The 26265-nt window shown below is 73.4% G+C and carries 26 protein-coding genes and 1 pseudogene; 15 read left to right on the top strand and 12 right to left on the bottom strand.

The window, feature by feature from the left end:
* Window positions 1–6: 6 nt before the first annotated feature.
* On the bottom strand, window positions 7–768 hold the full coding sequence (locus tag EMA09_RS04895; RefSeq protein WP_129839236.1) for a succinate dehydrogenase cytochrome b subunit: 762 nt from the start codon (window positions 766–768) through the stop codon (window positions 7–9).
* Between the two features lie 96 nt (window positions 769–864).
* Between EMA09_RS04895 and EMA09_RS04890 the strand changes: the two are divergent.
* Window positions 865–1769, top strand: a pseudogene (locus EMA09_RS04890) (LysR family transcriptional regulator).
* An 18-nt stretch (window positions 1770–1787) separates the two neighbouring features.
* Here EMA09_RS04890 and EMA09_RS28595 read toward each other — a convergent pair.
* The 7 genes from EMA09_RS28595 to EMA09_RS04855 form a co-directional block, all read right to left on the bottom strand.
* Complete coding sequence (locus tag EMA09_RS28595; protein WP_129839234.1) at window positions 1788–2405, bottom strand: hypothetical protein; 618 nt, start codon at window positions 2403–2405, stop codon at window positions 1788–1790.
* Between the two features lie 4 nt (window positions 2406–2409).
* Complete coding sequence (locus EMA09_RS04880) at window positions 2410–3330, bottom strand: carbohydrate ABC transporter permease (protein ID WP_129839232.1); 921 nt, start codon at window positions 3328–3330, stop codon at window positions 2410–2412.
* Window positions 3327–4289 (bottom strand): sugar ABC transporter permease, encoded by a 963-nt coding sequence (locus tag EMA09_RS04875; protein ID WP_129839230.1) that lies wholly within the window; start codon window positions 4287–4289, stop codon window positions 3327–3329. Before EMA09_RS04875 ends, EMA09_RS04880 begins: the two co-directional genes overlap by 4 nt.
* A gap of 67 nt (window positions 4290–4356) precedes the next feature.
* A complete protein-coding gene (locus tag EMA09_RS04870) occupies window positions 4357–5667 on the bottom strand; it encodes an extracellular solute-binding protein (protein WP_129839228.1) in 1311 nt (436 codons plus the stop codon).
* A 286-nt stretch (window positions 5668–5953) separates the two neighbouring features.
* On the bottom strand, window positions 5954–7939 hold the full coding sequence (locus EMA09_RS04865) for a rhamnogalacturonan lyase (RefSeq protein ID WP_129839226.1): 1986 nt from the start codon (window positions 7937–7939) through the stop codon (window positions 5954–5956).
* 166 nt (window positions 7940–8105) lie between these two features.
* On the bottom strand, window positions 8106–9656 hold the full coding sequence (locus EMA09_RS28185) for a GDSL-type esterase/lipase family protein (protein ID WP_168220639.1): 1551 nt from the start codon (window positions 9654–9656) through the stop codon (window positions 8106–8108).
* Between the two features lie 323 nt (window positions 9657–9979).
* Window positions 9980–10381 carry a MerR family transcriptional regulator gene (locus tag EMA09_RS04855; RefSeq protein WP_129839224.1) on the bottom strand — a complete coding sequence of 134 codons (402 nt, stop codon included), beginning with the start codon at window positions 10379–10381 and terminating at the stop codon, window positions 9980–9982.
* A gap of 2 nt (window positions 10382–10383) precedes the next feature.
* Between EMA09_RS04855 and EMA09_RS04850 the strand changes: the two genes are divergently transcribed.
* Complete coding sequence (locus tag EMA09_RS04850) at window positions 10384–11064, top strand: NmrA family transcriptional regulator (protein WP_240796231.1); 681 nt, start codon at window positions 10384–10386, stop codon at window positions 11062–11064.
* Window positions 11065–11083: 19 nt separating this feature from the next.
* On the opposite strand, the gene EMA09_RS04845 is transcribed toward EMA09_RS04850, so the two are convergent.
* A complete protein-coding gene (locus EMA09_RS04845) occupies window positions 11084–12472 on the bottom strand; it encodes a hypothetical protein (protein WP_129839222.1) in 1389 nt (462 codons plus the stop codon).
* A gap of 297 nt (window positions 12473–12769) precedes the next feature.
* On the opposite strand from EMA09_RS04845, the gene EMA09_RS04840 reads away from it, so the two are divergent.
* The gene (locus EMA09_RS04840) at window positions 12770–13720 is read left to right on the top strand and encodes a DUF389 domain-containing protein (RefSeq protein WP_129839220.1); all 951 of its coding nucleotides are present in this window, start codon (window positions 12770–12772) and stop codon (window positions 13718–13720) included.
* A gap of 27 nt (window positions 13721–13747) precedes the next feature.
* Here the strand turns inward: EMA09_RS04840 and EMA09_RS04835 are convergent, their stop codons facing one another.
* Window positions 13748–14332, bottom strand: a complete 585-nt coding sequence (locus EMA09_RS04835) for an NADAR family protein (protein WP_129839218.1) — start codon at window positions 14330–14332, stop codon at window positions 13748–13750.
* Window positions 14333–14563: 231 nt separating this feature from the next.
* Between EMA09_RS04835 and EMA09_RS28180 the strand changes: the two genes are divergently transcribed.
* From EMA09_RS28180 to EMA09_RS04825, 3 genes are all read left to right on the top strand, one after another.
* Entirely contained in the window at window positions 14564–14710 is a 147-nt protein-coding gene (locus tag EMA09_RS28180; protein ID WP_168220638.1) for a hypothetical protein, read from the top strand.
* Between the two features lie 92 nt (window positions 14711–14802).
* The gene (locus EMA09_RS04830; protein WP_129843832.1) at window positions 14803–15381 is read left to right on the top strand and encodes a TetR/AcrR family transcriptional regulator; all 579 of its coding nucleotides are present in this window, start codon (window positions 14803–14805) and stop codon (window positions 15379–15381) included.
* Window positions 15378–16880, top strand: coding sequence for an MFS transporter (locus tag EMA09_RS04825; RefSeq protein ID WP_129839216.1), 1503 nt, complete (start codon window positions 15378–15380; stop codon window positions 16878–16880). The genes EMA09_RS04830 and EMA09_RS04825 overlap by 4 nt, the downstream gene beginning before the upstream one ends.
* A 320-nt stretch (window positions 16881–17200) precedes the next feature.
* Here the strand turns inward: EMA09_RS04825 and EMA09_RS04820 are convergent, their stop codons facing one another.
* Window positions 17201–18421, bottom strand: a complete 1221-nt coding sequence (locus tag EMA09_RS04820; RefSeq protein WP_129839214.1) for a GDSL-type esterase/lipase family protein — start codon at window positions 18419–18421, stop codon at window positions 17201–17203.
* 267 nt (window positions 18422–18688) lie between these two features.
* Window positions 18689–19324, bottom strand: a complete 636-nt coding sequence (locus EMA09_RS04815) for a TIGR03085 family metal-binding protein (protein WP_129839212.1) — start codon at window positions 19322–19324, stop codon at window positions 18689–18691.
* Window positions 19325–19407: 83 nt separating this feature from the next.
* Here EMA09_RS04815 and hisI point away from each other — a divergent pair, with 83 nt between their 5' ends.
* The 9 genes from hisI (at window position 19408) to trpA (ending at window position 26222) form a co-directional block, all read left to right on the top strand.
* Window positions 19408–19785 carry a phosphoribosyl-AMP cyclohydrolase gene (gene hisI / locus EMA09_RS04810; protein ID WP_240796230.1) on the top strand — a complete coding sequence of 126 codons (378 nt, stop codon included), beginning with the start codon at window positions 19408–19410 and terminating at the stop codon, window positions 19783–19785.
* A gap of 11 nt (window positions 19786–19796) precedes the next feature.
* Complete coding sequence (locus EMA09_RS04805) at window positions 19797–21311, top strand: anthranilate synthase component I (protein WP_129839208.1); 1515 nt, start codon at window positions 19797–19799, stop codon at window positions 21309–21311.
* Window positions 21308–21943 (top strand): TIGR02234 family membrane protein, encoded by a 636-nt coding sequence (locus tag EMA09_RS04800; protein WP_129839206.1) that lies wholly within the window; start codon window positions 21308–21310, stop codon window positions 21941–21943. The genes EMA09_RS04805 and EMA09_RS04800 overlap by 4 nt, the downstream gene beginning before the upstream one ends.
* 108 nt (window positions 21944–22051) lie before the next feature.
* Window positions 22052–22384, top strand: a complete 333-nt coding sequence (locus EMA09_RS28590) for an HGxxPAAW family protein (protein WP_206305901.1) — start codon at window positions 22052–22054, stop codon at window positions 22382–22384.
* A 103-nt stretch (window positions 22385–22487) separates the two neighbouring features.
* On the top strand, window positions 22488–22901 hold the full coding sequence (locus tag EMA09_RS04790) for a DUF2752 domain-containing protein (protein ID WP_129839204.1): 414 nt from the start codon (window positions 22488–22490) through the stop codon (window positions 22899–22901).
* Between the two features lie 121 nt (window positions 22902–23022).
* Window positions 23023–23829, top strand: a complete 807-nt coding sequence (gene trpC / locus EMA09_RS04785) for an indole-3-glycerol phosphate synthase TrpC (protein ID WP_129839202.1) — start codon at window positions 23023–23025, stop codon at window positions 23827–23829.
* 8 nt (window positions 23830–23837) lie between these two features.
* Entirely contained in the window at window positions 23838–24020 is a 183-nt protein-coding gene (locus EMA09_RS04780) for a hypothetical protein (protein ID WP_129839200.1), read from the top strand.
* Between the two features lie 118 nt (window positions 24021–24138).
* A complete protein-coding gene (trpB, locus tag EMA09_RS04775) occupies window positions 24139–25377 on the top strand; it encodes a tryptophan synthase subunit beta (protein ID WP_129839198.1) in 1239 nt (412 codons plus the stop codon).
* Window positions 25374–26222, top strand: coding sequence for a tryptophan synthase subunit alpha (gene trpA, locus EMA09_RS04770; RefSeq protein ID WP_129839196.1), 849 nt, complete (start codon window positions 25374–25376; stop codon window positions 26220–26222). The genes trpB and trpA overlap by 4 nt, the downstream gene beginning before the upstream one ends.
* Window positions 26223–26265: the final 43 nt, after the last annotated feature.

The raw sequence follows: 26265 nt of genomic DNA, 5'->3' as shown, positions 1-26265 counted from the left end.
GGGCACTCACTCCACGATTCCGGTCATCACGCCGACGGGGACGGACAGGAAACCCGCGGTCAGGACGACGGCGAGGACGTTCGCGCACGCCTTCCACACGCGGTCGCGCGTGGGGCTGCCGGCGCCGAGCGTCTGCGCCGCGCCGTGGAAGCCGTGCCGGATGTGCAGGCCGAGGGCCAGCATGGCGACGATGTAGATCGTGTTGCCGTACCACGTGCTGAAGGCGGCGACGATGTTCTCGTACGGGTGGCCGGCCTCGCCGCGCGGATTCACGGTGCCGGTGGTGAGGTCCAGGATGTGCCAGACGATGAACAGCGCCAGGATCACCCCGCCCCAGCGCATGGTGCGCGTGGCGTAGCTGGTGCGGGCCTTGCGGTGCGCGTACTTCACGGGGCGGGCGGCCAGGTCGCGGCGGCTGAGCTGGGCGGCGGCCACGGCGTGCGCGACGACCGCGAGCAGCAGGAGCGGCCGCATGATCCACAGGAACCACTCGTGGTGCAGGACCGGCTCGCCGATGGTGCGCAGCCAGTGCGCGTAGCCGTTCATGTCGTCCGGGCCGAAGAACACCTTGAGGTTGCCCAGCATGTGGGCCACCAGGTACGCCAGCATGACGAGGCCGCTCGTGGCCATCACGGCTTTCTTGCCGATGGTGGAGTGCCAGAAGCGGCCCGCGGCACTCCTCGGCCGGCGGGGCCGGGGGGTGTCGTGCTGCGGGGGGTGCGGTTGCGGCGTGCCGGGCGTCGCCGGCCTGTTGGTCGCCAGAGCCATGTCAGGCACGGTAGGGCGGCCGCCGGGGAGAGGTCCAAGACATAGTCGGACTGATTCCGATAGGTGCTGCCTATCGTCCCGCGTAGGATGGTCCGTATGCAGCTCCAGCAGCTCCGGTATTTCACGGCCGTGGCGGAGACCCGCCACTTCACCCGGGCCGCGGCCCGCGAGCACGTCGCGCAGCCGTCGCTGTCCCAGCAGATCCGCGCGCTGGAGCGCGATCTCGGCGCCGAGCTGTTCCACCGGGCGCGGGGCCATGTCGCGCTGACGGACGCGGGGGAGGCGCTGCTGCCGCTGGCGCGCCGCATCCTCGCCGACACCGAGACGGCGCGGCGCGAGGTGCAGGAGGTGGTGCGGCTGCGGCGCGGACGCGTGCGGCTCGGCGCGCCGCCCAGCCTGTGCGCCAGTCTCGTGCCGGACGTGCTGCGGATCTTCCGCGACAGCTATCCGGGCGTCGAGCTGTTCATCCACGAGGGCGGGTCCCAGGACCTGGTGCGCGTCCTCGCGGCGGGCGAGCTGGACCTCGCGCTGATCATCACACCGCTGCCGCTCCAGGCGCCGGCGCTGGCCACCGAGGAACTGCTGCGGGAGGAGCTGGTCGTCGTCTCCGCCGCGTCGGCCCCGCCGCCGGCGGCCGGCGGTCGGATGCGGATCGACGACCTGCGGCAGCGGCCGATGGTGATGTTCCGCCACGGCTACGACCTGCGGGAACTGACCGTGGCCGCGTGCCGCGACGCGGGGTTCGAGCCGTTGTTCTCCGTCGAGGGCGGCGAGATGGACGCGGTCATCGAGCTGGTGCGGGCCGGGCTCGGGATCGCCGTCGTGCCCCGCATGGTGGCGGAACGGTCCGGGCTGCGCGCTACTCCGTTCGCCGCGCCCGGGCTGCGGCGCACCGTCTCGCTGGCGCACCGGGGGACGTGTCGCCGCCGCGCGCCGCGCGGGAGCTGCGGCGCATCCTGCTCGGCCGCGTCACGGCGGGGGAGGCCGCCGGCGGGGTGTGAGTCCCGGTCGGCGCGGCCTCAGCGCGCCTCGGGCTCCGCGGCCCGCTCGCGGGCCAGCCGGCGGGCCTCCACCGAGAGCGCGGCCAGCGGCAGGAGACCGCCCGGCAGCAGGGCCAGCGGCAGCAGCATCCAGACGAACACGAGGCACATCCCGCACGCGAACGCCAGCAGGACCGACCCCGCCACGTCCCGTCCGGTGGTCTCGGCGGCCTCCCGCACGAGGGCGACCGGATCGGTGCGCGACGGGTCCCACAGCGCCGCCGTCCGCAGCAGCACGACCGCCCAGCCGGCCAGCAGCAGCGTCGTCACCGCAACCATGGCGCCGGACCCCGGCAGGTAGTCGGCCTGGGCCAGTGACAGGTTCCACAGGAGCAGCAGCGCGAGCAGCGGGAACGCCAGCGCGGCCGGCCACAGTGTGCGGCAGCCGGCCGCGAAGTCCCGCAGGAGGTCGGGGACGCGTGTGCGCTCCCCGGCGAGGTGGCGCCGCAGGTGCGCGGTGCCGGCCGCCAGCGCCGGGAGGGCGGTGACGACCGGCAGGCACAGGACGGCGACCACGGCGCCGGTGATCACGACCTCGCCGAACAGCGCGATCCCGGTCGACAGCCGGGAGCCGTCCGTGCGATCCGTGCGATTCATCGCCTCAGCCCTTCAGACCCGAGGTGGCCACACCGTCCACGATGTAGCGCTGGAAGAGGACGAAGAACAGGATGACAGGCACCAGGGCCAGGACGGCGGCGGCCATCTGCCCGCCGTAGTCCGAGACGCTGGTCTGGTCCGTGTACTGGCGCAGCATCAGCGGCAGCGGGTATTTGTCCGGGGACCGCAGATAGATGAGCGGCGCGAGGAAGTCGTTCCAGCTCCAGATGAACGCGAAGATCGATGCGGTCGCGAGGACCGGGCGCATCAGCGGCAGCATGATGGAGAAGAAGATGCGCGGATGCCCGGCGCCGTCGATACGGGCCGACTCGTCCAGTTCACGCGGGAGATTCCGCATGAACTGCACCATCAGGAAGACGAAGAACGCGTCGGCCGCCAGGAACTTGCCGACCAGCAGCGGCAGATACGAATCCGTCCAGCCGATCTCGTTGAACATGATGAACTGCGGAATGATCAGCACGTGGAACGGCAGCAGCAGGGTGCAGATCATCAGGGTGAAGAAGATCTTCTTGCCCGGGAAATCGATGCGCGCGAACGCGTACGCCGATATCGAGCAGGAAAGACACACACCGACGACCGAGCCGACCGCGAGGATCATCGAGTTGGAGAAGAACGTCCAGAACGACACGCCGCCGATTCCGGAGAACGCCGTGCGGAAGTTGTCCAGCGTCGTCTTGTCCGGAATGAGGCCGGTCTCGCCCACGATCTCGTGCGTCGGCCGGAACGACGACAGCAGCATCCACAGGCCCGGGTACAGCATGACCAGCGCCACGGCCCACATCACCAGGTGGAACAGCAGGGTGCGGCCCGACCGCCGGCGCTTCGCCCGCCGCTTCAGGACGGCGCCGGAGGGATTCGGCGCGTTCGGCGCGGGCGGCCGCTCGGTGAGAGTGGTGGCGCTCATCGGCCCTCCCCTGAGTAGTGGACCCAGTGCTTCGAGGTCCTGAAGAAGATCAGCGTGATCACGCCGACCGCGATCACCAGCAGCCACGCCATCGCGGCGGCGTAGCCGAGCTGGCCCTGGCCGAAACCGCGCTGGTACAGGTACAGCGTGTAGAACAGCGTCGAGTTCGCCGGGCCGCCGCGGCCGCCCGAGATGATGAACGCCGATCCGAAGATCTGGAACGAGTGGATCGTCTCCAGCACCAGGTTGAAGAACAGCACCGGCGACAGCATCGGAACGGTGATCCGCGCAAACCGGCGCCACGGACCCGCGCCGTCCACCTGCGCGGCCTCGTACAGCTCGACCGGGATCTGCTTCAGACCGGCCAGGAAGATCACCATCGGCGCGCCGAACTGCCAGACGGCCAGCAGGATCATCATCGGCATGGTCTTGCCCGGGTCGCCGACCCAGCCGCCGTCCCACAGGCCGAACATGTCACCGATGTCGTCGATGATGCCCTGGTCGTTGAACATCGCCTTCCACACGATGGCGATGGACACGCTCGCGCCGATCAGGGACGGCGCGTAGTACATCGAGCGGTAGGTGCCCTTGCCGCGCCGCCGCGTGTTGAGCAGCATCGCGACACCGAGGGCCGCCGCCAGCTTGATCGGCGTGCCGACGACCGCGTAGGTCACGGTGACCTTCACCGAGTCCATGAAGCGCGGGTCGTCGAAGAGGCGGGTGAAGTTCTCGGTGCCGATCCAGCTCCCGCCGCGGATCGGGTGGTAGTCGGTGAACGCCAGGTAGGCGGAGGCGATCATGGGCCCGGCCGTCAGGGCGATGAAGCCCAGCAGCCAGGGCGCGAGAAAGGCGTAACCGGCCCGGGTCTCCGCCGCCCGGCGCGACGGCCGCTTGGTCTGCGGCCGTCGCGCCGGGGGCGCGCCCTGAGCGGTCCGGGTCGCCTCATGCGTCGTGGTCATGAGGGGGTTCCGTTCGCGTTCGCGTTCGAGACGTCGTGCGCCGCTCGGGCGCGGGGCGACGTCGGGGTCAGGAGGTCACCAGGAGGTTCTGGGCCTCGGAGAACCAGCGCTCCACGAACTCGTCCGTGTCGATCTGGCGGTAGCCGAACTCCTGCGAGAGGACCTCGACGTACTCGGTCTCCAGAGCGCCGAAGCCCTCGGGCTGGAACGGGACGGTCGCGGTCGCGGCACCCTCGTCACGGACGCGCTGTTCGTACTCGATGATCCGCTGGTCGAGGCTGCCCTCCTCGAAGGACATCGCGTCCAGGCGCTCGGAGGACGCGGGCACACCCAGGTCGGTGCCGATGATCTCGCCGGCCTCGGGGGAGTTGATGAGGAAGTCGATCAGCTCGGCCGCCTCCTCGGGGTGGCTCGTGTTGGAGCCCATCGAGAGCTGCATCGTCGGCTTGAAGAACATGTGCTTCTCGCCGTCGGCCGCGGTCGGGATCGGCAGGAGCTGGATGTTGTCGCTGCCGAGGTCGGCGCTGTTGCCGCTCAGGAAGTTGTCCCAGTGGAACTGGAACGCGGCCTCACCGGCGGTGAAGTCGGCCTTCGGGAGGAGCTGCTCGGCACGCTCGGCCGGGAAGGTGACGTCCTCGGGCTCGCGGACGGAGTCGGCGCTGTTGATCCAGTCCTTCATGTCCTGCTCGTCGAAGTTCATCTCGCCGTTCTCGGAGAACGGCTCGATGCCCTGCTGGACGAGGTACTGCATGAAGAACCACCACACCATGGTGTAGTCGCCGCCGGCGTAGACCTGGGGGTCGCGGTCGGCGCCCGCCTCGGCGACCTGGTGCATCAGATCGTTGTAGTCGTCCCAGGTGTAGTCCCACTCCGGCGGGTCGATCCCGAGGTCGGCGAGGAGGTCCGGGTTGTACATGAGCGCCAGCGTGTTGGTGCCGGTGGGTATGGCGACGAGCTGTTCGTTCGCCGTGCCGGAGGACAGCAGCTCCTCGTCGATCGTCGAGGTGTCGAGCGGGCCGCCGTCGGTGAATTCGCTCATGTCGTACAGGAGGCCGTTGTTGGCGTATTCGAGCAGCCGGGAGGCGTCCATTTGCATGACGTCCGGAAGTTCGCCCGAGGTGGCGTCGGTGCTGCGCTGCGTCCAGTAATCCTGGAACTCCGCGAAACTCGTCTGCACCTCGATGTCCGGGTGGTCCGCCTCGAAAAGGTCGATCGCCTCCTCATAGCGCGCGGACCGCTCGTCACCGCCCCACCAGGTGAAGTTGAGCGTGACCTTGCCGCCGTCGTCACCGCTGTCGTCGGAACCGCAGGCGCTGAGTGCGAACGAGCCGACGAGGGCGAGGGCGATACCGCTCATGGCGGTTCTTCGGATTGACATGCGAGCCTCCCTGCTCTGCCAATGCGTAACGACACTTCAGGGTCGGTAAATCCGCTGTCACAGCCCCGGTGGGACCCGAAGTGAATCGTTACAATACCGTCGGCGCCGGAGTCGGCAACCGGACAGCGCATAACTTTTCGGAAACACCGCCGTGATCTCTAAAGAGGGACAGTCCACGGCAGGTGATGGAACGTATATCGATCGTGTTCACAAGGGGGCACGGCGGTCCCCGCACCGGTCGCGCGGGGGACCGCCGTGCACTGAAGTCGGTTACGGGGCGCCGGGGTTACCGGTGCGAGTCCGTCCCCGCGTAGCGGATGGCGGGAGCATCGGGCTCCTCCATGCCGGCACCGATGAAGTAACTCGGGTGCGGCGGCTGGTTGTACGCCACGTTCTGCCAGGCGACGCCCAGCCGGTACTGCGGGTCGTGCATCAGGGTGCGCAGCCGCAGGTCGGTCTCCTCGGTCGTCGTGTAGACGCGCAGCGCCGAGTCGTCCTCGGTCCGCAGGACGACCTCCTCGCGCCAGTCGCCGTACAGGTCGGCCTGGAGGACCGGGTTGCCCTTGGTCCAGTTGTCCGAGTAGGTGCCCTCGGGGCTGAAGACCACGTTCTGCTCGCCGGTCTCCCAGTCCCACTTCGCGATGTACGGCGCCCCGGCCGGGTCGGCGCTCTCGTCGAAGTCGTGGTCCAGGATCTCGCGCAGGGGATCGCCGTCCCACCAGATCATGAAGTTGGCCGACGGGATGTCCGTGCCGAGCAGGGTCCCGTCAGCGGCGCGCAGCTCGCCCTCACGGGAGTTCCACGCGCCGGTGGCCGTCACGGCCCACGACTCGGAACCCTCGTGCGTCGGGTCGATGTCGCCGGTGGCGCCGCGCCCGATGTCCCGGCTCGCCGGCATGCTCCACAGGACCTCGCCGGTCGCCGCGTCGCGGAAGGTGCCGCCGAGGTTCCCCGAGGCGCTCATGCTCTCGTGGACGGCGAACGTCTCAAGACCGGGACGGCTCGGGTCGAGGTCGCCGGTGTGGGCGGCGTCGCCGTGGCCGAGACCGGTGTTGTAGAGCACCGTGCCGTCGTCGTCCAGGGTCATCGACCCGTAGACGATCTCGTCGCGCGAGTCACCGTCCACGTCGGCGGCCGACAGGTTGTGGTTGCCCTGGCCCTCGTACTCCTCGCCGGCCTCGTCGGAGTCGAACAGCCAGCGCTGCGTCAGGTGCTCGCCGTCGAAGTCGAACGCCGCCACGGTCGTCCGCGTGTAGTAGCCGCGCGCGAACAGCACCGAGGGGTGCTCCCCGTCGAGGTACGCCACGCCCGCGAGGAAGCGGTCGACGCGGTTGCCGTAGCAGTCGCCCCAGGTGCAGGGATCGCCGCGCCCCGGGACGTAGTCGATCGTGTCGATCGCCGCACCGCTCTCGCCGTCGAAGACGGTCAGGTACTCGGGACCTTCGAGGATGTAGCCGCCGCTGTTGCGCCAGTCCGCGTCCGCGTCGCCGATGACCCGGCCGGTGCCGTCCACCGTGCCGTCCGCCGTCTTCAGGGTGACCTCGGAGCGGCCGTCGCCGTCGAGGTCGTACACCGCGAGCTGCGTGTAGTGGGCGCCGGCGCGGATGTTGCGGCCCAGGTCGATGCGCCAGAGCTGCTCGCCGTCGAGGGTGTAGGCGTCGATGTAGACGTTGCCCGTGTAGCCGCCCTGCGAGTTGTCCTTGGAGTTGCTCGGGTCCCACTTCTGGATGATCTCGTAGCGGCCGTCGCCGTCGAGGTCGCCGACGCTCGCGTCGTTGAGGTGGTAGGTGTACTCCGTGCCGTCCGGGGTGACCCCGTCCGGCGGGCGGTTGACCGGGATCTCCTGGTACTGCCGGCTCCAGACCCCGAACTCGTCCGTGGTCTCGGCGTTCCGGCCGCCCTGGACGACGGCGACGCGGTAGACGGAGTCGGCCGTGCCGTCGGGGTCGGTGTAGTTCGTGGTGTCCTTGACGGGCCGGCGCGTGATGCGCTCGCCGTCCCGGTAGACGTGGAACGAGATGTTGTCGCGGTCGAGGCCCAGCATGCGCCAGCTCACGAACACGCCGTTCTCGGTGAGGACGGCGACCGGCGCGCGGTCGAGCTCCTCCATCTGCCGCACGGGCGTGGAGTGGCCGCCGCCGTGCCCGTCGCTCGCGGCGCTCGCCGGGAGGGCGGGCAGGACCATGGCGGTGGCGGCGACGGTCAGGGTGGCGGTGGTGAGGAGTCCGCGGCGGCGGACGGAGGTGCGGGGGACGGCGGCTCTGCTGCCCATCCGGATGCTCCTTTGGTTCGGTGGACGAAGTCCCGGACCGGCCCTGTCCTGAATCGATTCAGACCAGTGGCCGGACGAGTGTCGCAACGGCTGATCGGTTGCGTCAAGAGTTGTGTGACTCTGTTGGGAACTTATGGGGATTGGCGGGTTGACGGCCGGTGTCCGGTCAGCGGACGCGGCTCAGCTCCAGGCCGTTGATGTGGCCGGTCTCGCCGTAGAACGTGACGTTCAACTGCCCGTCGGCCACGGTGACCTGGGTGAACGTCTGGCGGGTCGGCTCACCGGTGTAGCCGATGACCTGGCCGCGGTCGGAGCCGTCGAGGACGAAACCGGTGCGCGAGTAGCCGTCGGGGTCGCCGACGGAGACCGACACGGTGTACGTGCCGTCCGGCACGTCGGCGGCGAACCCGTAGCGGCCGCCCGGGTAGGACACGAAGTCGCGCGTCACGTCGTCCGTGCCCGCGCCGCGGTCGGCGGCGGTGAGGGCGGCGGCGCCGTCCGTGAACCCGTAGCCGGCCTCCGCGGTGTACGCCGTGGCCGGCGAGACCCCCGTCCAGCCGTCGGCGACGGGCGACCCCTCGGTGCCGAAGTCGAACCGGAGGTCGGCGTCCGGCGTGGTCAGGGTGACCGCCCGGGAGGGCGCCGACTCGCCGCGGCCGTTGACGGCGACCACGCGCAGGTCGTAGCGCGCCCCGGAGTCGAGGCCCGTGACGTCCGCCAGCGGGATCGGTGAGGTGGCGACGAGGGTGTAGCGCCCGTGCCGCTCGTCCCGGTTGCGCGCCTCGACGCGGTAGAGGTCAGCGCCGTCGGCCGCCTCCCAGGTCAGCCGCGCGCCGTCATGTCCGATGTCGGTCGCGGAGATCCCGGACGGCCGGTCGGGCCGGTGGCGCGGCGGGCCGGTGTTCTCGACCTCGTCGGAGAGCGGTACGTCCAGGCGCGCCACGTCCTCGGCGATCAGGCGGGCGACCTGGGTGGCGCCGTACTCCTGGAAGTGCGTCTCGTCGAGCGTGCCGGCCGGGCGGCCCGCGTAGACGCCGGGCGGCACGTGCAGGAAGGAGGACCTGGCCTCGATCGGGCCGACCTCCTCGAAGTAGGCGCGGCTGGTGGCGGCGAGGTCGATGAGCGGGACGTCCTCCTCGGCGGCGACCTCGCGGGCCGCCCGCTCGTACTCGGGGAACGCGTCGTCGAGCGCGCCGGTCGCCGGGTTGAAGAGGCGGCGGGCGACGGGGGTGAGGATCACCGGGGTCGCGCCGCGTTCCAGGGCGCCGGTGATGTAGTCGTCGCGGAGGTACTCCTTGTAGTCGGCCGGCGGGGTGTAGCGCTCGGGGCGGCTGACCGTGCCGTCGTTGTGGCCGAACTGGACGAAGAGGTAGTCGCCGGGCTCGATCTCGTCCAGGATCGCGTCGAGCCGGCCCTCCTCCACGAAGCTGCGGGAACTGCGGCCGCCGATCGCGTGGTTGGCGATCGTCACGTCCTCGGAGAAGAACTGGTCGAGTACCTGGCCCCAGCCGGTCTGGGGCGCGTAGCCGGTGTCGTACGTCTGGGCCGTCGAGTCGCTCGCGATGTAGACGGTCGGTCCGTCGTCGTCCGCGGCCCGGGCCGTCGTGGGGAGCGCGAGTCCCGCGGCGGCGGTCGCGGCGAGTGCGAGGGCGGTGACGGCGGCCCGCGCGCCGGTGCGGCGGCGGGGCGGGCCGGTGTCGGCCGTGGTCGGGTGCACGCATGCCTCCTATATCCGGTGATGAACGGATGAGAACGGTGAGTGAATCGATTCATTCGAGGGGTCCACGTCACCGTTGAAAGCGCTTGCGATCGCGGGGTGGAGTGTTCCAACGCCTCCGTCGGGGCGTCAAGGGGTCTGCATGGCGCGGGCGTTGCCGCGCGTCGGCGCATTGCACGTGCGACCGTCCCGCCGGCGGCGGCCCCGGTCCGTCCGTACACATGCGCGGAGCCGCCGCGGGTTTCGGCCGCGCCCGGGGCGGGGGAGGGGGCGTCGGCCGGTCGGCGCTCGCCGTCGGCCGCGGCGAATGCCCGGTCGGGCCGTCACGCCTGCCGGTCGCCCCCGGCTCCGCCGCCTCTCTCCTCGCTTCCGCGAACTGCGCAGGAGCCCACGAGGTGTTCCGGCCCACCGCCCTCCGGTGCCGCCGTCGGCGTCACACCTCGCGGACGAACGCCGCGCGGTCCGCGCTGCCGCCTCCGGTCGATCTCCCCGCTCCAGGTGGCGATCGTGCGCCGCACGGCCGCCTGCGCCGCCGACTTCTCCGGGGACATGGCGGCGGTGATCCCGGGCAGGGAGAGCCCGACGCGCCGCAGTCTCAGCACGGTGCGCGCCCGGTCCATGGCGTCGTCGTCGAAGACGCGGTGACCGTTCTCCTCGCGACGCACGGAAAGTGCTCCGGCGTCCTCCCAATGCCTCAGGACACAGCCTCCTCGCGCGAGGTGCATGCGTGCGACGCCTCCTGCACCGCCGGACTGGTCACCAGCCGGAGACCGGTCCGGCGGTGGGCGACCTGACCGACCGCGCCGCCGTCCGCGCCGCCCTCACGGGCGTCGATGCCGTCTTCCTCGTCCGGCCCCTGCCCGACGCCGCCCCCGCCGAGGGCCTGATCGCCGAACTCGTCACGGCGGCGCCCCGCGTCGTCCACCTCTCCTCGACCGCCGTCACCGACGCGGCCGTCCGTCAGACCGATCCCATGGCCCACGTGCACGCGGACATGGAGACCCTGCTTCGGGACGCCGGTCTGCGGCCCGAAGTGCTGCGCACCGACACCCTGGCCTCCACCACGCGGCTGGGCGCCGCAGGTCCGGGCGGGCGACGTGGTGTCGGGACAGGACGCGGCGCCCACGGCCGTCGTGGACGAACGCGACGTGGCCGCGCCGACCAGGTCGCCCTGCTCGGTGCCGCCCTCCGGCGTCCGCTGCGCTTCCGCGCGCTCCCGGCCGGCCTCGCAGGGGAACGGCTGCTCGCCGACGGCCGCCCCGAGCGGCTGGTGGCGGCGCTGATCGCGGCCGCTGAGCGCCGCCCGGCGTCGGACCGCGTCACCGACCACGTCGAGCGGCTCACCGGCCGGCCCGCCGGCACCTTCGCGCGGTGGGCCGCCGACCACGCGGCCGAGTTCGGCCGGTGAGACGCGCCGCCCCGGACGCTCACACCGCGCGGGCGCGGCGCCGCAGCCTCGTGTGCCACCACACCGGCCACGCCGCCGACACACCGGTCAGTGCCGCCGCCGCGCCGCACAGCAGCCACGACGCCACCGACGGGGGCGTGCCCAGCAGGTCCGGCAGCAGCAGCGCGAACGCCGCCGCGAGCATCCCCAGCCTCGGCAGGTCCAGCGTCGGGCGGAAGGTGCTGAGCACCGGTACGGGGGCGCACCAGCGGCCGTCGCGCGTGGTCACGTGCCGGACGTCATCGCCGTCGCCGGTCTCCCCGGCCAGTGCCCCGGCCTGCGCCGCGTCGATCCGCGCCCACACCGTGCGCCCGTTGTCCGCCACGACGACGACCGGTGGATGGGAGTCCGCGAACCGCGGTTGCGACGGCAGGCACAGCCACGCGTCCCCGCCCGCGAGGACCTGCCCCATATACAGCAGCGCCTCTCCCGAACGGCCAGGACCCGAGGGACGGTTGAGCAGCCGGGGGACCAGCCGCACCGGTGTGCCGCGCTCGGTGCGCAGCAGCAGGACCGGCCCCGGGCCGTCGTCCGGGCGGCGTGTGGCGGAGACGATCGTCACCCGCGCGGCGCGCACCCCGCCGCCGCGCGCCTCCTGCCGCAGCGCGCGGCTCGCCGGATCGAGCCGCCGCGCCAGGAGCCGGTACGCCGTCACGATCGTGAACGGCACCAGGCCGAGCAGGAACGGCAGCAGCGTCCACGACGGCGGCAGCCCCCAGCCCTGCCGGTAGTGACCCAGATCCGTCTCCAGCTCGTCCACGAACGCCCCGAGCGACAGCGCGGACGGCGCGTACAGGACGGCGTGCGCCTCCCCGACGCCGGGGCGCGCCACGGTGCGGGCGTCCTCGGCGAACAGCCGGCGGGGGCCGCTGGGCGTGTCCACCCGGAGGACCAGGTCGGACCGGTAGACGTGCCGGCGGTTGTAGGTGATGTGCTGGTCCTCCACGTGCAGCGGCGGCTCCACGACCGCGCCCGTCGCGACGGCCGCGCCCGCGCGCTGGATGGCGTTGACCGCCGCGCCCTGCGCCCCGCTGGGCAGCATGCCGATCACGAGGGCCGCGAGCACACCGCAGGCCGTGAGCACCGCGCTCAGGGCCGGTCCCCAGTCGGGGCGCGGCGGGGGCAGCCTGCGGGGCGGTGGCGGGACGCCGTGCAGCGACCGGTGCGGCGACGGCGCCGGGGGCTGCCGTGCCGCGCGGGAGGCGATGATCCATCCGCAGGTCGCGGCGGCGGCCGCGCCGATGAGGGCGATCACGTTGAGGTGCGGGCGGGGCGTCCCGTGGCGGAAGAGCACGAGCCCGAGCGCATAGGCGATGCAGGCGTAGGCGGAGGCGCCGAGGAGACGCGTCAGGGTGGAGGGGACATGCATGACGGTTCTGTGACTCATGGGCGGGGCCGGTGGTTGTGGTGTACGAGGGCACCGGGTCGGTCGCCGGGCCACCGCTCCTCCGGCCGCCGCCGGTGACGGACGGGCCGGGGAACGAGGCGGTCGGACACGGTGGCGGGTGCGGCTTCCGCCCTCCCGGGAGGGCGGGGACCGGCGGACGCGGGCGGGCCGGTGACCGCCCAGCGGCGCGCCCCCGGCCGTCCCGCACCGGCCGGGCGGCCCGGTCGCCGATCACCGTCGAAGCGTTTCACGTCCGGGGATCTCGCTACGCTCCGGGGCATGTTGCATCTGCGGCTCATCATCCCGGCACACCGCACCGACGAGGTCGTGGCCCTGCTGCGGGACACCGTCGGCACCGCGCATCTCGCCGTCCTGCCCGGCGCGGGCATCGATCCGGCGGGCGATGTCGTGCTGTGCGACGTGGCGCGCGAGGCGGCCGACGGCCTGCTCGGCCGCCTGCGGGCACTCGGCCTCGACACGGACGGCGCGATCACCGCCGAGCACGTCGATCTCTCGCTCTCGCGCCGCGCCGACCGGGCGGAACGCGAGGCACCCGGCGCGGGGGTCGACGCCGTCGTATGGGAGTCGCTGATCGACGCGACGGACGAGGAGTCCGGGCTCACGGTCACGTATCTCGCCTTCCTGTCCCTCGCCACCATGCTGGCGGCCTGCGGCGTCCTGCTCGACAGCGAGATCCTGATCGTCGGCGCGATGGTCGTCGGGCCGGAGATCGGACCCCTCGCGGGCCTGTGCACCTCGCTGGTGGCCCGCCGGCCGCGCCTCGGACTCCGCTCCCTGCTGGCGCTCGTCATCGGCTTCCCGGTGGCGATGCTGCTCACGAGCTGCTTCGCGCTGCTGATGACCGCGCTGGGGCTGTTCTCGGACGACAGGTTCACGCAGCCGCATCCCATGGTCGAGTTCGTCTGGCAGCCGGACGCCATGTCGTTCGTCGTGGCGCTGCTCGCCGGAGCGGCCGGCGTGATCTCGCTGACCTCCGCCAAGTCGGCCGCGCTCGTCGGCGTCGCCATCTCCGTGACCACCGTGCCGGCCGCCGGGCACGCCGCGCTCGCGCTGTCCTACGGCCATGTCTCGGACGCCGCGGGGTCCATGACCCAGCTCGGGGTCAACCTCCTCGGCATCGTGATCGCGGGCACCGTGACTCTGCTCGCACAGCGCCTCTACTGGTCGAGGATGCGCGGCGGCCCGGCGGACGGCCCCACCGCCCGCTGACGGACGCGGGCGCCGGGAGGCGGCCCTTCAGCCCGCCGCGAGGAGATCCCGCACGTCCATGAGGGCGAAACCGAGCAGATTGAGACCGCGCCAGCGCGAGGGCCGGGCCGCGGCCTCGTCGCCGGCGGCGAGACCTATGCCCCAGACCCGGTCCACCGGGCTGGCCTCCACCAGCACGCACTTCCGCGTCCCGGTGAGGAAGGCGCGCAGCGGCGGATGCTGCCGGAACTTGGCCGCGTTCCCCCGGACGACGATCCCGTACCGCTCGCGCTCCCAGCTCTCCTCGTCGAAGCCGCGCACCCGGCGGCCGAGCCGCTTGGCCTCCCCGGGGTGGCCCGCGGCCAGCACCTCGCCGGCGATCTCCCCGTCCCCGAACAGCCATGCCTTGTGCGCCATCATGTAGTGCTCCGCGGTGCGGAAGACATGCCCGTCCTCCTCGAACGGCGCCTCCCACCACTGGCTCAGGCAGCCGGCGCCCACCCCGCCGTCGCGGGGCGGCCGGTGGCCCCAGAAGAAGAGGAAGCGCAGGGGGCGCCCCTCCTGCTCGCACCGCTCGGCCTCCGCCACCGTGCGCGGCAGCGCCTCCGCCGGCGCGCCCGTGCCTCCGCTCATCGCCATCATCCCCGTCCCTCGCCCGGCCGCCCCGTCGGGCCGGAACCGTCCGTCTCCGTCAGCCTGACACAGGCCACTGACAGCCGCTGCGGGTCACCTGCCGGACCGCGCGCGCCGCCGGCGGGCGACATCGCGATGAAGTCGCAACGTACGGGAGACCGATCGAACGTTGAGTTCCGGACACCGCCCCGTTAGGTTCACGGAGCCGAGAACGACCGAAAGGCGCACCACGTGTCCGCGACCGCAACTCCCCGACCCGCATCGGCCGGAGAGCCGCCGCAGCCGCCCGACCCCGCCGACCTGCTCAGGGAGGCCGTCCGCCGCGCCAACCGGCTCAGCGAACTCAACCGCATGGGCAAGGGGGACGGCCGGGTCTGAGCGGGCGTCCGGCCGGGCATTGACGGAGTGAGTACTCACTCCGTATCGTCGGGGGTGTGAACGACACCCCCGCGCGCCGTCGCGCGCCCGCCATGGACCCCGACCAGCGCCGCGCGATGATCGTCGCCGCGGCCCTTCCCCTCGTCGTCGAGTACGGCGCCTCCGTGACCACAGCGAAGATCGCCCGTGCCGCCGGCATCGGCGAGGGCACGGTCTTCCGCGTCTTCCCCGACAAGGACGCCATCCTCGCCGCCTGCCTCGCCGAGGCCGTACGCCCCGACGATCTGGTCGCCCACCTCACTGCCATCGACACCGACCAGCCCCTGCACGCGCGCCTGCACGAGGCGGCCGAGGTCATGCGCGCCCGCATGGAGCGGATGGGCGCCGTCATCGGCGCACTCGCCGCCACCGCCGGCACCATGAGCCGTCCCGCGCCCGGCAAGGGCGGCGCGCTCCCCGACCGCGAGGCGGGTTTCGCCGCGCCGCGCGCCGCGCTCGCCGCCCTCTTCGCCCCCGACGCCGACCGGCTCCGCCTGGCACCGGAACGCCTCGCGGACGCCTTCCAGATGCTCCTCGTCCCGGCCGGCCGCAGCGGCGCCCCCGACCCCCTGACCACCGGCGAGATCGTGGACCTCTTCCTCCACGGCGCCCTCGCCGGGGACGCCGGATGACCAGCCCCGACGCGTACGGCACGCTCTCCGGGCGCCGCCGTACGGCCATCACCGCAGCGCTCCTCGCCTGCGTCTTCCTCGCCATGCTCGACGGCACGGTCGTCGGTACCGCCCTGCCCCGCATCACCACCGAACTGGGCGGCGACGACGGCTGGTACCTGTGGCTCGTCACCGCCTACCTGCTGACGTCGTCGGCCGCCGTGCCCGCCTGGGGCCGTTACTCCGACCTGTACGGCCGCCGTCCACTGCTCATCGCCGGGCTCACGCTCTTCCTCGCGGGCTCCTTCGCCTGCGGATGCGCGCAGAGCATGCCGTTCCTCATCGCGGCCCGCGCGGTCCAGGGGCTGGGCGGCGGATCGCTCCTGGTGCTGGGTATGGCTGTCATGCGGGACCTGTACCCGCCCGACCGCGCGGCGGGACTCGTCCGCATGCAGACCGCGCTGGCGGCGATGATGGTCCTCGGCATGGTCGGCGGCCCCCTGGTCGGCGGCCTGCTGGCGGACAACGCCGGCTGGCGCTGGGCCTTCTGGCTCAATCTGCCCGTGGGCGCCGTCGTCATCGCCGTCCTCGCCGCCGCCCTGCCCCCGTACCGGGCGGCGGCGCGCCCGTCCGGCCGCCTCGATGCCACGGGCATGCTCCTGCTCGCCGGCGGCATCTCGCTCGTGCTGGTCGCGTTCAGCATCAAGGGCGACGCGGGTCCCGGTCACTCCCGCGGCTGGACGGATCCCGCGGTCGCCGGGAGCCTGCTGACCGGTCTCCTGCTGCTCGCCGTCCTCGTCCCCGTCGAGCGGCGCGCCGCAGTCCCCGTCCTGCCGCTGCGCCTCTTCGGCCACCGCGCCTACGCGTCCCTGCTGACGGCCGGCCTCCTCGCGCAGCTCGGGGCGATGCCCGTGGGCATCCTCCTGCCGCTGTACTTCCAGCACGTGCGCGACCATTCCGCCACGGTGTCCGGCCTGTTGCTGCTGCCCTACCTCATCGGCATGACCGCCGGGAACCGGATCACGGCGGCCGTCGTCGTCCGGCAGGGCCGCGCGCGCCCGGCCCTTTTCACGGGGGCGGTCCTGCTGACGGCCGGCACCCTGCCGTTCCTCGCTCTCGGGGACGGTACGCCGATGCTCCTGTGCGGCGCGTGGCTGTTCGTCGCGGGGCTCGGCACAGGGCCGTTCATGGGCGGACTCACCATCGCGACGCAGAGTGCCGTGCCCCCGGCCGACATGGGTACGGCCACGGCCGGCGCGGCGCTGGCGAAGCAACTGGGGGGCGCGTGCGGGCTCGCGTGCGCCCAGTCGCTGGCCGGGGGCGGGACCGGCGCGGCGTCCGCGGGGGCGGCCGTCGCCTGGACCGGCGGTGCCGCCGGGCTGCTGGCGATCGCGGTGCTCCTGGCGGCGCCCGACGTCCCACTCGCCGGGCGGGGCGCGGTGGGGCGCGGGAGGGGGGACCCCGGCGCCGGCCGGGGGAGACCGGCGGGCTTCAGGGAGGCCGCCCCGAAGGCCCGCTGACCGCGCGACCGCCGGACGGACCCCCCTCGGACGGAGCGCCGGGACGCTCGGGAACCATCGACCGTCACTCAGCGTTACGTGGGTATGACTCTTCGATTTCTCGGCTCCGGCCCGGCCTCCGGCTCCTTCTGCTTCATCCGCTTCTTCCGGTCCCTGCGTCTTCTCCGCCCCGCCGCGATCGCGGGGACGCGTCCGCCCCCGCGCGGTGTGCGACGCGGGGCGGATGCCGTGCCGGTGCGCCCGGGGAGACGGCCGGCCGGTGGAAGGTCCGGGCGCCCCGCGGGGTGTTGGGGGCCGTGGGCGCCCGGACCGGTCTCGGGTCAGGCCGCGGGCAGGATCTCCACGGCGTTCAGGTGCCCGGTCTCGCCGGACACCGCGAGGTCGAGCCGTCCGTCCGTCACCGTGACGCCGCTCAGCGTCAGGGACATCGCCGTCCCGGAGGAGGGAGCGAGGCGGCCGGAGACGGTCCCCTCCGCGGTGACGTTCGTCCGGGCCGAACCGCCGGCGTCGCCCGCCGACACCCGCACGTCGTAGACGCCGTCGGGGACATCCGCGCGGAAGGCGTAAGGGGCGTTGAAACGGGCCACGAAGTCCCGGTCCAGCGCGTTCATCGCCGTGCCGCGGTCACGCTCGATCGCCCCGCTGTGGTCCGCCAGGCCGTACCCGCGCTGCGCCGTGTAGGCCGTCGACGCGGTGACGCTTGTGTAGGAGGACGCGACGGGGGAGCCGGAGTGGCCGAAGTCGTACACGTCGGAGACCGTGTCGAGGACGTGCGCGGACAGCGGAAGCCCCTCGGACGCCGCCTCGCGTGCGATGAGGCGGGCCATCTGCAGCGCGCCGTAGGTCTGGAAATGGGTGTTGTCGGCGGTGCCGTCCGGACGGTTCGGGTACTCGCCCGGATCGGTGTGCAGGAAGACGTCCTTCGCGGCCTCGGGGCCGATCGAGTCCAGGTAGGCGCGGCTCGACGCCGACAGGTCGATCAGCGGGACGCCCTCCTCCCGCGCGACCTCGGTCGCCGCCTGCACGTACGCGGGGAAGGACACGTTGAACAGGCCCGTCGCCGCGGCGTAGTCCCGGCGCGAGACAGGTGTGATGATCACCGGAGTGGCGCCGCGGGCGCGGGCACCGGCGATGTAGTCGTCGCGCAGGTACTCCTTGAAGTCGTCCGGCGGCGTGTAGCGGTCCGGGATCGTGGACGAGGCGTCGTTGTGCCCGAACTGCACGAACAGGTAGTCGCCCGGCTGGATCCGGTCCAGGATCGTCTGCAGCCGCCCCTGCTCGACGAACGAGCGGGAACTGCGCCCGCCGATCGCGTGGTTCGCGACCGTCACGTCGTCGGAGAAGAAGCGGTCGATCACCTGGCCCCAGCCGGTCTGGGGGGCGTAGGCGTCGGTGTACGTCTGGGCGGTCGAGTCGCTCGCGATGTAGACCGTCGGTCCTGCGTCCGCCGCGGCTGCGGTGCCCGGCAGCGCGACGGCGGCGGCCACGGCCGAGACCAGGCCGGCCAGGAGGGTAGCTGCGGCTCTGCGGAGTCCTGCCATCCATCACTCCCGTGTGCTGGGTACGGAGGCCGTGAATCGATTCATTCACAGCTGGCGCCCGGGCGGCACGCACGTTCCCGGGGTCGCCGGAAGAGTCGCCCGGGCCGGCCGGCTATGTCAACACCCCCGGCACACCGAACGTGTGACGGACCGTCGGTCGAGCGCCGACCGGCCGGCGCACGGCACGGCACGACGCCCGCGCCGCCCGGTGTGAGCCGGCGGCGCGGGCGTTGCGCGGGGAGCGGGGGAGCGGGAGGGCGCCGGACGTCAGCCGAGCCCGAGCCGGGCCGCCCGTACCTGCGCGACGGCGCCCGGGTCGCCCTCCTCCGTGACCCTCGCCGAGTCCTGGCGCCCCGAGGCGTACAGGAGCAGCTCGGCCGTGTCCCCCGTGACCGTCACGACGGGCGCGCCCCGGTGCGCGACGACGGTCTGCCCGTTGGGGCGGCGCAGCACCAGGCCGACGGGGCAGCGGCGGCCCATGATCCGGCCGGCCGTCTCCAGGCGCCGCCACAGCGTCGTGGCGAAGACGGTGTCGATCTCGCGCGGTGCCCAGTCCGTGCCGGCTCGCCGCACATCCTCGCCGTGGATGAAGAACTCCACCGTGTTCGCCGCCTCGTCGATCTGCTTCAGCGAGAACGGCGACACCCGCGGCGGCCCGCCGCGGAACAACTGCACCAGCTCGTCGTACGGCCGGGCGGCGAACTCGTTCCGCACCCGCTCGCCCCGGGCCGCCAGGGGCTTGATCACCAGTCCGCCCGCGGCGTCCGGCCGCCGCTCCCGCACCACCAGGTGCGCGGCCAGGTCACGGGTCCGCCAGCCCTCGCACAGGGTGGGGGCGTCCGGTCCCGCGTTCTCCAAGAGTTCGGCGAGCAGCAGACGTTCACGCTTGGCATGGGTAGACATGCCGCAACTGTAGACGCTGGGCACCCCCGCGGCCCGGTACGCTGCGCCCGGGCCGCCGCCCCGGGCACGGCAGAATGGGGGGCATGTCCGACGCCCCCGCTCTCGACCCGGCCGTCGCCGCCCGCCTCAAGCGGACGGCGGACGGGCTCGTCGCCGCCATCGCCCAGCAGTACGACACCGGTGAGGTGCTCATGCTCGGCTGGATGGACGACGAGGCCCTGCGGCGCACGCTCACCACCGGCCGCTGCACCTACTGGAGCCGCAGCCGCCGGGAGTACTGGGTGAAGGGCGACACCTCCGGCCACGTGCAGTACGTCAAGTCCGTCGCGCTCGACTGCGACGGCGACACCGTGCTCGTCAAGGTCGACCAGGTCGGCGGCGCCTGCCACACCGGCGACCGCACCTGCTTCGACGCCGGTTCGCTCCCGCTGGCCGACGGCGCGCCCGCCCCGGCACAGTAGGCTGACCGCCCATGGACCTCGACCGCTTCCGGGTGCTCGCCAAGGACCGCCGGGTCATCCCGGTCACCCGCCGGCTCCTCGCAGACGGCGACACCCCCATCGCGCTGTACCGCAGGCTCGCCGGCGAGCGGCCCGGCACGTTCCTCCTCGAATCCGCGGAGAACGGCCGCACCTGGTCCCGCTACTCGTTCATCGGTGTCCGCAGCTCCGCCGCCCTCACCGTCCGCGACGGACGCGCCCACTGGCTCGGTACCCCGCCCGTCTCCGTCCCCACCGACGGCGACCCGCTGCACGTCCTCCGGGAGACGCTGCGCGCCCTGCACACCCCGCGCGACCCCGAACTGCCGCCCTTCACCGGCGGCATGGTCGGCTACCTCGGCTACGACATCGTCCGCCGCCTTGAGTCGGTCGGCGACAGCGCCGAGGACGACCTGCGCCTGCCCGAGCTGACCATGCTGCTGGCCTCCGACCTCGCGGTCCTCGACCACCGCGACGGCACGGTCCTCCTCATCGCCAACGCCATCAACCACAACGACCTGGCCACCGGCGTGGACGAGGCGTGGGCCGACGCCGTCGCCCGTCTCGACGCGATGACGGCCGACCTCTCCCGCCCCGCGCCCGCCGCGCCGCCGGCCGTCCTCCCGCCGTCCGAACTGCCGCCGTTCACCGCGCGGTCGGGCGGTGCCGCCTACCGGTCGGCCGTCGAGACGGTCAAGGAGTACATCCGGGCCGGCGACGCGTTCCAGGTCGTCCCGTCCCAGCGTTTCGAGATGCCGTGCGCCGCCCCCGCCCTCGACGTCTACCGGGTCCTGCGCGCCACGAACCCCAGCCCGTACATGTACCTCTTCCGGTTCGCCGGCGACGGTGACGGCGGGAGCGGTTTCGACGTCGTCGGCTCCAGCCCGGAGGCGCTCGTCAAGGTCACCGACGGCCGCGCCCTGCTGCACCCCATCGCCGGCACCCGCCCGCGCGGTGCCACCCCGCAGGAGGACGCCGCGCTCGGCGAGGAGCTGCTCGCCGACCCGAAGGAACGCGCCGAGCACCTGATGCTGGTCGACCTCGGCCGCAACGACCTCGGCCGCGTCTGCGCCCCCGGCACCGTCGAGGTCGTCGACTTCATGTCGGTCGAGCGCTACAGCCACGTCATGCACATCGTGTCCACCGTCACCGGCCGCCTCGCCGAGGACCGCACGGCCTTCGACGCCCTCACCGCCTGCTTCCCCGCCGGCACCCTCTCCGGGGCGCCGAAGCCGAGGGCGCTGCAGATCATCGAGGAGCTGGAGCCGACCCGCCGCGGCGTGTACGGCGGCTGCGTCGGCTACCTCGACTTCGCCGGCGACGCGGACACCGCCATCGCCATCCGCACCGCGCTGCTGCGCGACGGCACGGCCTACGTCCAGGCGGGCGCCGGCGTCGTCGCCGACTCCGACCCGGCCGCCGAGGACACCGAGTGCCGCAACAAGGCGTCAGCCGTTCTCAGGGCGGTCGCCGCGGCCGGGAAGCTGCGCGGTAGCGTGGAGGGGTGAAGCGTGACCCCGCCGGCGGCGACAGTCAGAGGACGTCGAGTGCACCGCGCCGCGCGCTCGCGGGCGCGCTGCTCAGCGGCGCGGCCGGTGCCGCGCTCGTCCTGATCGCCGCGGGCCAGACCTGGAGCAGCGGCGACGCCTCGAACAGCGGCGTCAGCCTGCCCGTCTCCGCGAGCGGCAGCGCGGTCTCCGGCGTGCCCAGTGCTCTGGCGCTCGTCGGCCTGGCCGCGCTGGTCGCCGTGTTCGCGGTGCGCGGCGCCGGCCGTGTCGTCGTCGCCGCGGTCCTCGCGCTCAGCGGCGCGGGCGCGATCGGCGCGGCGCTGCTCGGCGCGGGCGACACCGACGCCCTGGAGCGGCACGCGGGCGAGGTGATCGGGCTCACGGAGGCGGCCGTCGCCGGCGTGGGCCACACCGGCTGGCCGTGGGTGTCGGCGCTGGGAGGCCTGCTGCTGCTTTGCGCGGGCCTGCTGGCGCTGAGCTACGGCACGCAGTGGCCCGCCATGTCCGGCCGTTACGAGCGCGGTGGCCGGCGCACGGCGCGCACGGCCCGCCGTGTGCCCCGTCCGGCGGGCGACCCCGACCGGCCGGAGAACATCTGGCGCGCCCTCGACCGCGGCGAGGACCCGACCTGATACGGGACTTCGGACCCCGTCCGGGCGTTCCGGACGCGGCTGCCACAATGGACCGTGGGTGTTGTTCATCGGACATCCACGATTCCTGAGCCAGGAGGATTATCAGAAATGGCGGACAAGTACCACCACGGCAACAGCCCTGCCGCCTGGACCGGTGTCGTGATCGCCTTCATCGGGTTCGGCGCCGGCAGCTACTTCATCATCCAGGCCCAGCCCTGGGGTGTCGTGGCCTCCGGCGTGATCCTCGCCATCGCCGCGCTCGCGGGTCTCGTGCTGCGCGTCATGGGCTACGGCCAGCAGCAGGTCGAGGACGGGCAGCACGGCCACGCGGCCGCCCGCGCGGTCGAGGCGGAGAAGACCGGCCGGCACAGCGACGCCCTGACCGAGGGCCGCGCCGCCACCGACGAGGACGTGCAGGAGCAGGCCGCCGCCGCCCGCTGACACGCCGTCCGCCGCCCGCACCCCGCGCCGCTCCCCGGGTGCGGGCGACCCGCGGCCGGTGTGTCCGCCCCGCCGGGGCGCGCGCCGGTCCGATCCTGGGCGGGTGGAGTCACCGCCCCCCGTCCCGCCCCTCCCGCGGCGGCTCGCGTCCCTGACGGTCGCGCTCGCCGCCGTCATCGCGGCGTCCTGCTGGATCGCCCTCGCCGATCCCACCGTCCCGGGCCGCCATCCCGCCTGCCCGGTCCTGGCCCTCACCGGCCTGTACTGCCCGGGCTGCGGCGGCCTGCGCGGCGCCCACGCGCTGCTGCACGGGGACCCGCTCACCGCACTCAGGTGCAACGCCCTGCTGGTCGCCGGATGCGTGGCCGCCGCAGTCTCCTTCGTCACATACGCGGCACGCGGCAGAGTGCTCCCCTCCGCTCCGTCACCGCGCGCCTTCCTGCGCGGGGCGGCCGCCGTCGCCGTGCTCTTCACGGTGCTGCGCAACCTGCCCCCCGGCGCCCTCCTGACCCCCTGACGGCCGGGGCGGCCGCCGGGGGCGGGGGCAGCCCCGGCGGCCGGATACCATCGATGTGTCCGATGCCTGTGTCAGGCCCCCGACAGGCCGCGCAGCCCCCTCGACCGAAAGGACCCGTCGCATGAGTGTGCTCGACGAGATCATCGACGGAGTCCGTGCCGACCTCGCCGAGCGCCAGGGCCGCGTCGCCCTGGACGACCTCAAGGCCAGGGCCGCCGCCGCGCCGCCCGCGCGGGACGGGGTGGCCGCCCTCAGGGGCGACGGCGTCGCCGTCATCTGCGAGGTCAAGCGCTCCAGCCCCTCCAAGGGCGCCCTCGCCGCCATCGCCGACCCGGCCGCTCTCGCCGCCGACTACGCGGCGGGCGGCGCCGCCGCGATCTCCGTGCTGACCGAGCGCCGCCGCTTCGGCGGATCCCTGGACGACCTCGCAGCCGTCCGCGCCCGGGTGGACACGCCGCTGCTGCGCAAGGACTTCATCGTCACCTCCTACCAGCTCTGGGAGGCCCGCGCGCACGGCGCCGACATCGTGCTGCTGATCGTGGCCGCGCTGGAGCAGGACGCCCTCGTGTCCCTCGTGGAGCGCGCCGAGTCCATCGGCCTGACGCCCCTGGTCGAGGTCCACGACGAGGACGAGGTCGACCGCGCGGTGGACGCCGGCGCCCGCGTCATCGGCGTCAACGCCCGCGACCTGAAGACGCTGGAGGTGGACCGCTCCACCTTCGCCCGGGTCGCCCCCGAGATCCCCGACCACATCGTCAAGGTCGCCGAGTCCGGCGTGCGCGGGCCGCACGACCTCATCGCCTACGCCCACGACGGCGCCGACGCCGTCCTCGTGGGCGAGTCCCTGGTCACCGGCCGGGACCCGAGGACCGCCGTGGCGGACCTCGTGGCGGCCGGCGCCCACCCCGCGCTGCGGCAGGGCCGCTGACCGGGGCCATGCCGACGCCGAACCGGCTCCGCGAGACCGCCCGCCCCCGCGCGGGCGGCGGTTTCGCGTGCCTGGAGCGCGGGGCCAGGCCCCGCGGCTGCCGGGCGCCCGCCCGCCGGGTCCTCGGCCGCCGGGTGCGCTACCACATCGGGTGCGAGCCCGGCCAGATCAACGGGCGGCGATGGCGCTGACCCCGTACGGCCACCGGCACGGGTGATCCGCGGCGTTCAGCCGCGCCCCGTCCGTGCCGCCGTCCGTACCGCGTCCCCACACGGTCAGCACCCCTTCAGCAGGAGGCATCGCCCACCCATGTCCGCACGCTTCTTCCATCCCGATCCCGAGGCCACGGCCTTCACGGCCGGCGGCTACTTCGGCGCCTTCGGCGGGACGTTCATCCCCGAGGCCCTGCGCGCCGCCGTCGACGAGGTCGCCGCGGAGTACGAGAAGGCGCGCAACGACCCCGCGTTCGCCGCCGAGCTGGACGACCTGTTCCAGCACTACGCCGGCCGCCCGAGCCCGCTCACCGAGGTGCCGAGGTTCGCCGGGCACGCCGGCGGCGCCCGCGTGTTCCTCAAGCGCGAGGACCTGAACCACACCGGCTCCCACAAGATCAACAACGTGCTCGGCCAGGCGCTCCTCACCCGCCGCATGGGCAAGCGCCGCGTCATCGCGGAGACCGGCGCCGGCCAGCACGGCGTGGCCACCGCCACCGCGTGCGCCCTCCTCGGTCTCGAATGCACCATCTACATGGGCGAGATCGACACGCAGCGACAGGCGCTCAACGTCGCCCGCATGCGCATCCTGGGCGCCGAGGTCATCCCCGTGACGTCCGGCAGCCGCACCCTCAAGGACGCGGTGAACGAGGCGTTCCGCGCCTGGGTCGCCACCGTGGACGACACGCACTACCTCTTCGGCACGGTCGCGGGTCCGCATCCGTTCCCCGCCCTGGTGCGCGACTTCCAGCGCGTCATCGGCGTCGAGGCGCGCCGCCAGGTGCAGGAGCGCGCCGGCCGTCTCCCGGACGCCGTGGTGGCGTGCGTCGGCGGCGGCTCGAACGCCATCGGCCTGTTCCACGCGTTCATCCCGGACACCGGCGTGCGGCTCATCGGCTGCGAGGCCGGCGGCCGCGGCGTCGAGTCCGGCGAGCACGCTGCGACGCTGACCGTCGGCGAGCCGGGCATCCTGCACGGTTCGCGGTCCTACGTCCTGCAGGACGACGAGGGGCAGATCACCGAGCCGTACTCCATCTCCGCCGGCCTCGACTACCCGGGCATCGGCCCGGAGCACTCGCACCTGAAGGACAGCGGGCGGGCCGAGTACCTCGCCGTCACCGACGACGAGGCGATGCAGGCGCTGCGCCTGCTGTCCCGCACCGAGGGCATCATCCCGGCCATCGAGTCCGCGCACGCCCTCGCCGGCGCCCTGGCCGTCGGCCGCGAGCTGGGCGAGGACGGGCTCGTCGTCGTCAGCCTCTCCGGCCGCGGCGACAAGGACATGGACACCGCCGCCCGCTACTTCGGGCTCTACGACGAGGAGAACGGCCGATGAGCGGCGCCGGCACCGGACCCACCACCCCCCTGCCGGGCGAGCGCGGACTCACCGCCGCCCTGGCCGCGGCCCGCGCCGAGGACCGCGCCGCGCTGATCGGCTACTTCCCGGCCGGCTACCCGACCGTGGACGACGGCATCGAGGCGGCCGTCGCCATGGCCGAGGGCGGCTGCGACGTCATCGAGATCGGCCTGCCGTACAGCGACCCGGTGCTCGACGGCCCCGTCATCCAGCACGCGGACGTCGTGGCCCTGCGCGGCGGCGTCCGGATCGCCGACGTGATCCGCACGGTCGGGGAGGTCCACCGCAGGACCGGGGTTCCCGTCCTGTGCATGACGTACTGGAACCCGGTCGACCGCTACGGCGCCGCCCGCTTCGCCGGGGAACTGGCCGCGGTGGGCGGCGCGGGCTGCATCCTGCCCGACCTGCCCGTCGAGGAGTCGGCCGAGTGGCGCAAGGCCGCCGCCGAACACGGCCTCGCCACCGTCTTCGTCGTCGCGCCGAGCACGCGGGACGAGCGGCTCGGGGCCGTCACGGCGGCCGGCAGCGGCTTCGTGTACGCGGCGTCCGTCATGGGCATCACCGGCCTGCGCGCCTCGGTGGGCGACCGGGCGGCCGACCTCGTGCGCCGCACCAAGGGCGTGACGGATCTGCCGGTGTGCGTCGGCCTCGGTGTCTCCGACCGCGCACAGGCGGCGGAGGTCGCCTCCTTCGCGGACGGCGTGATCGTCGGAACGGCGTTCATCCGCCGGTACGACGAGGCCGGTGACGACCGGGCCGCCGCCCCCGCGGGCGTCCGCGCGCTGGCCGCCGACCTGGCCGCCGGCACCCGCCGCACCGGCTGACCACCCGTTCCCGCACGGGAAGACCGGAACGCGGCCGCGCGCC

This window comes from Streptomyces sp. RFCAC02 (assembly GCF_004193175.1).
Lineage (GTDB): Bacteria > Actinomycetota > Actinomycetes > Streptomycetales > Streptomycetaceae > Streptomyces.
This window is presented reverse-complemented; position numbering and strand designations above follow the sequence as displayed.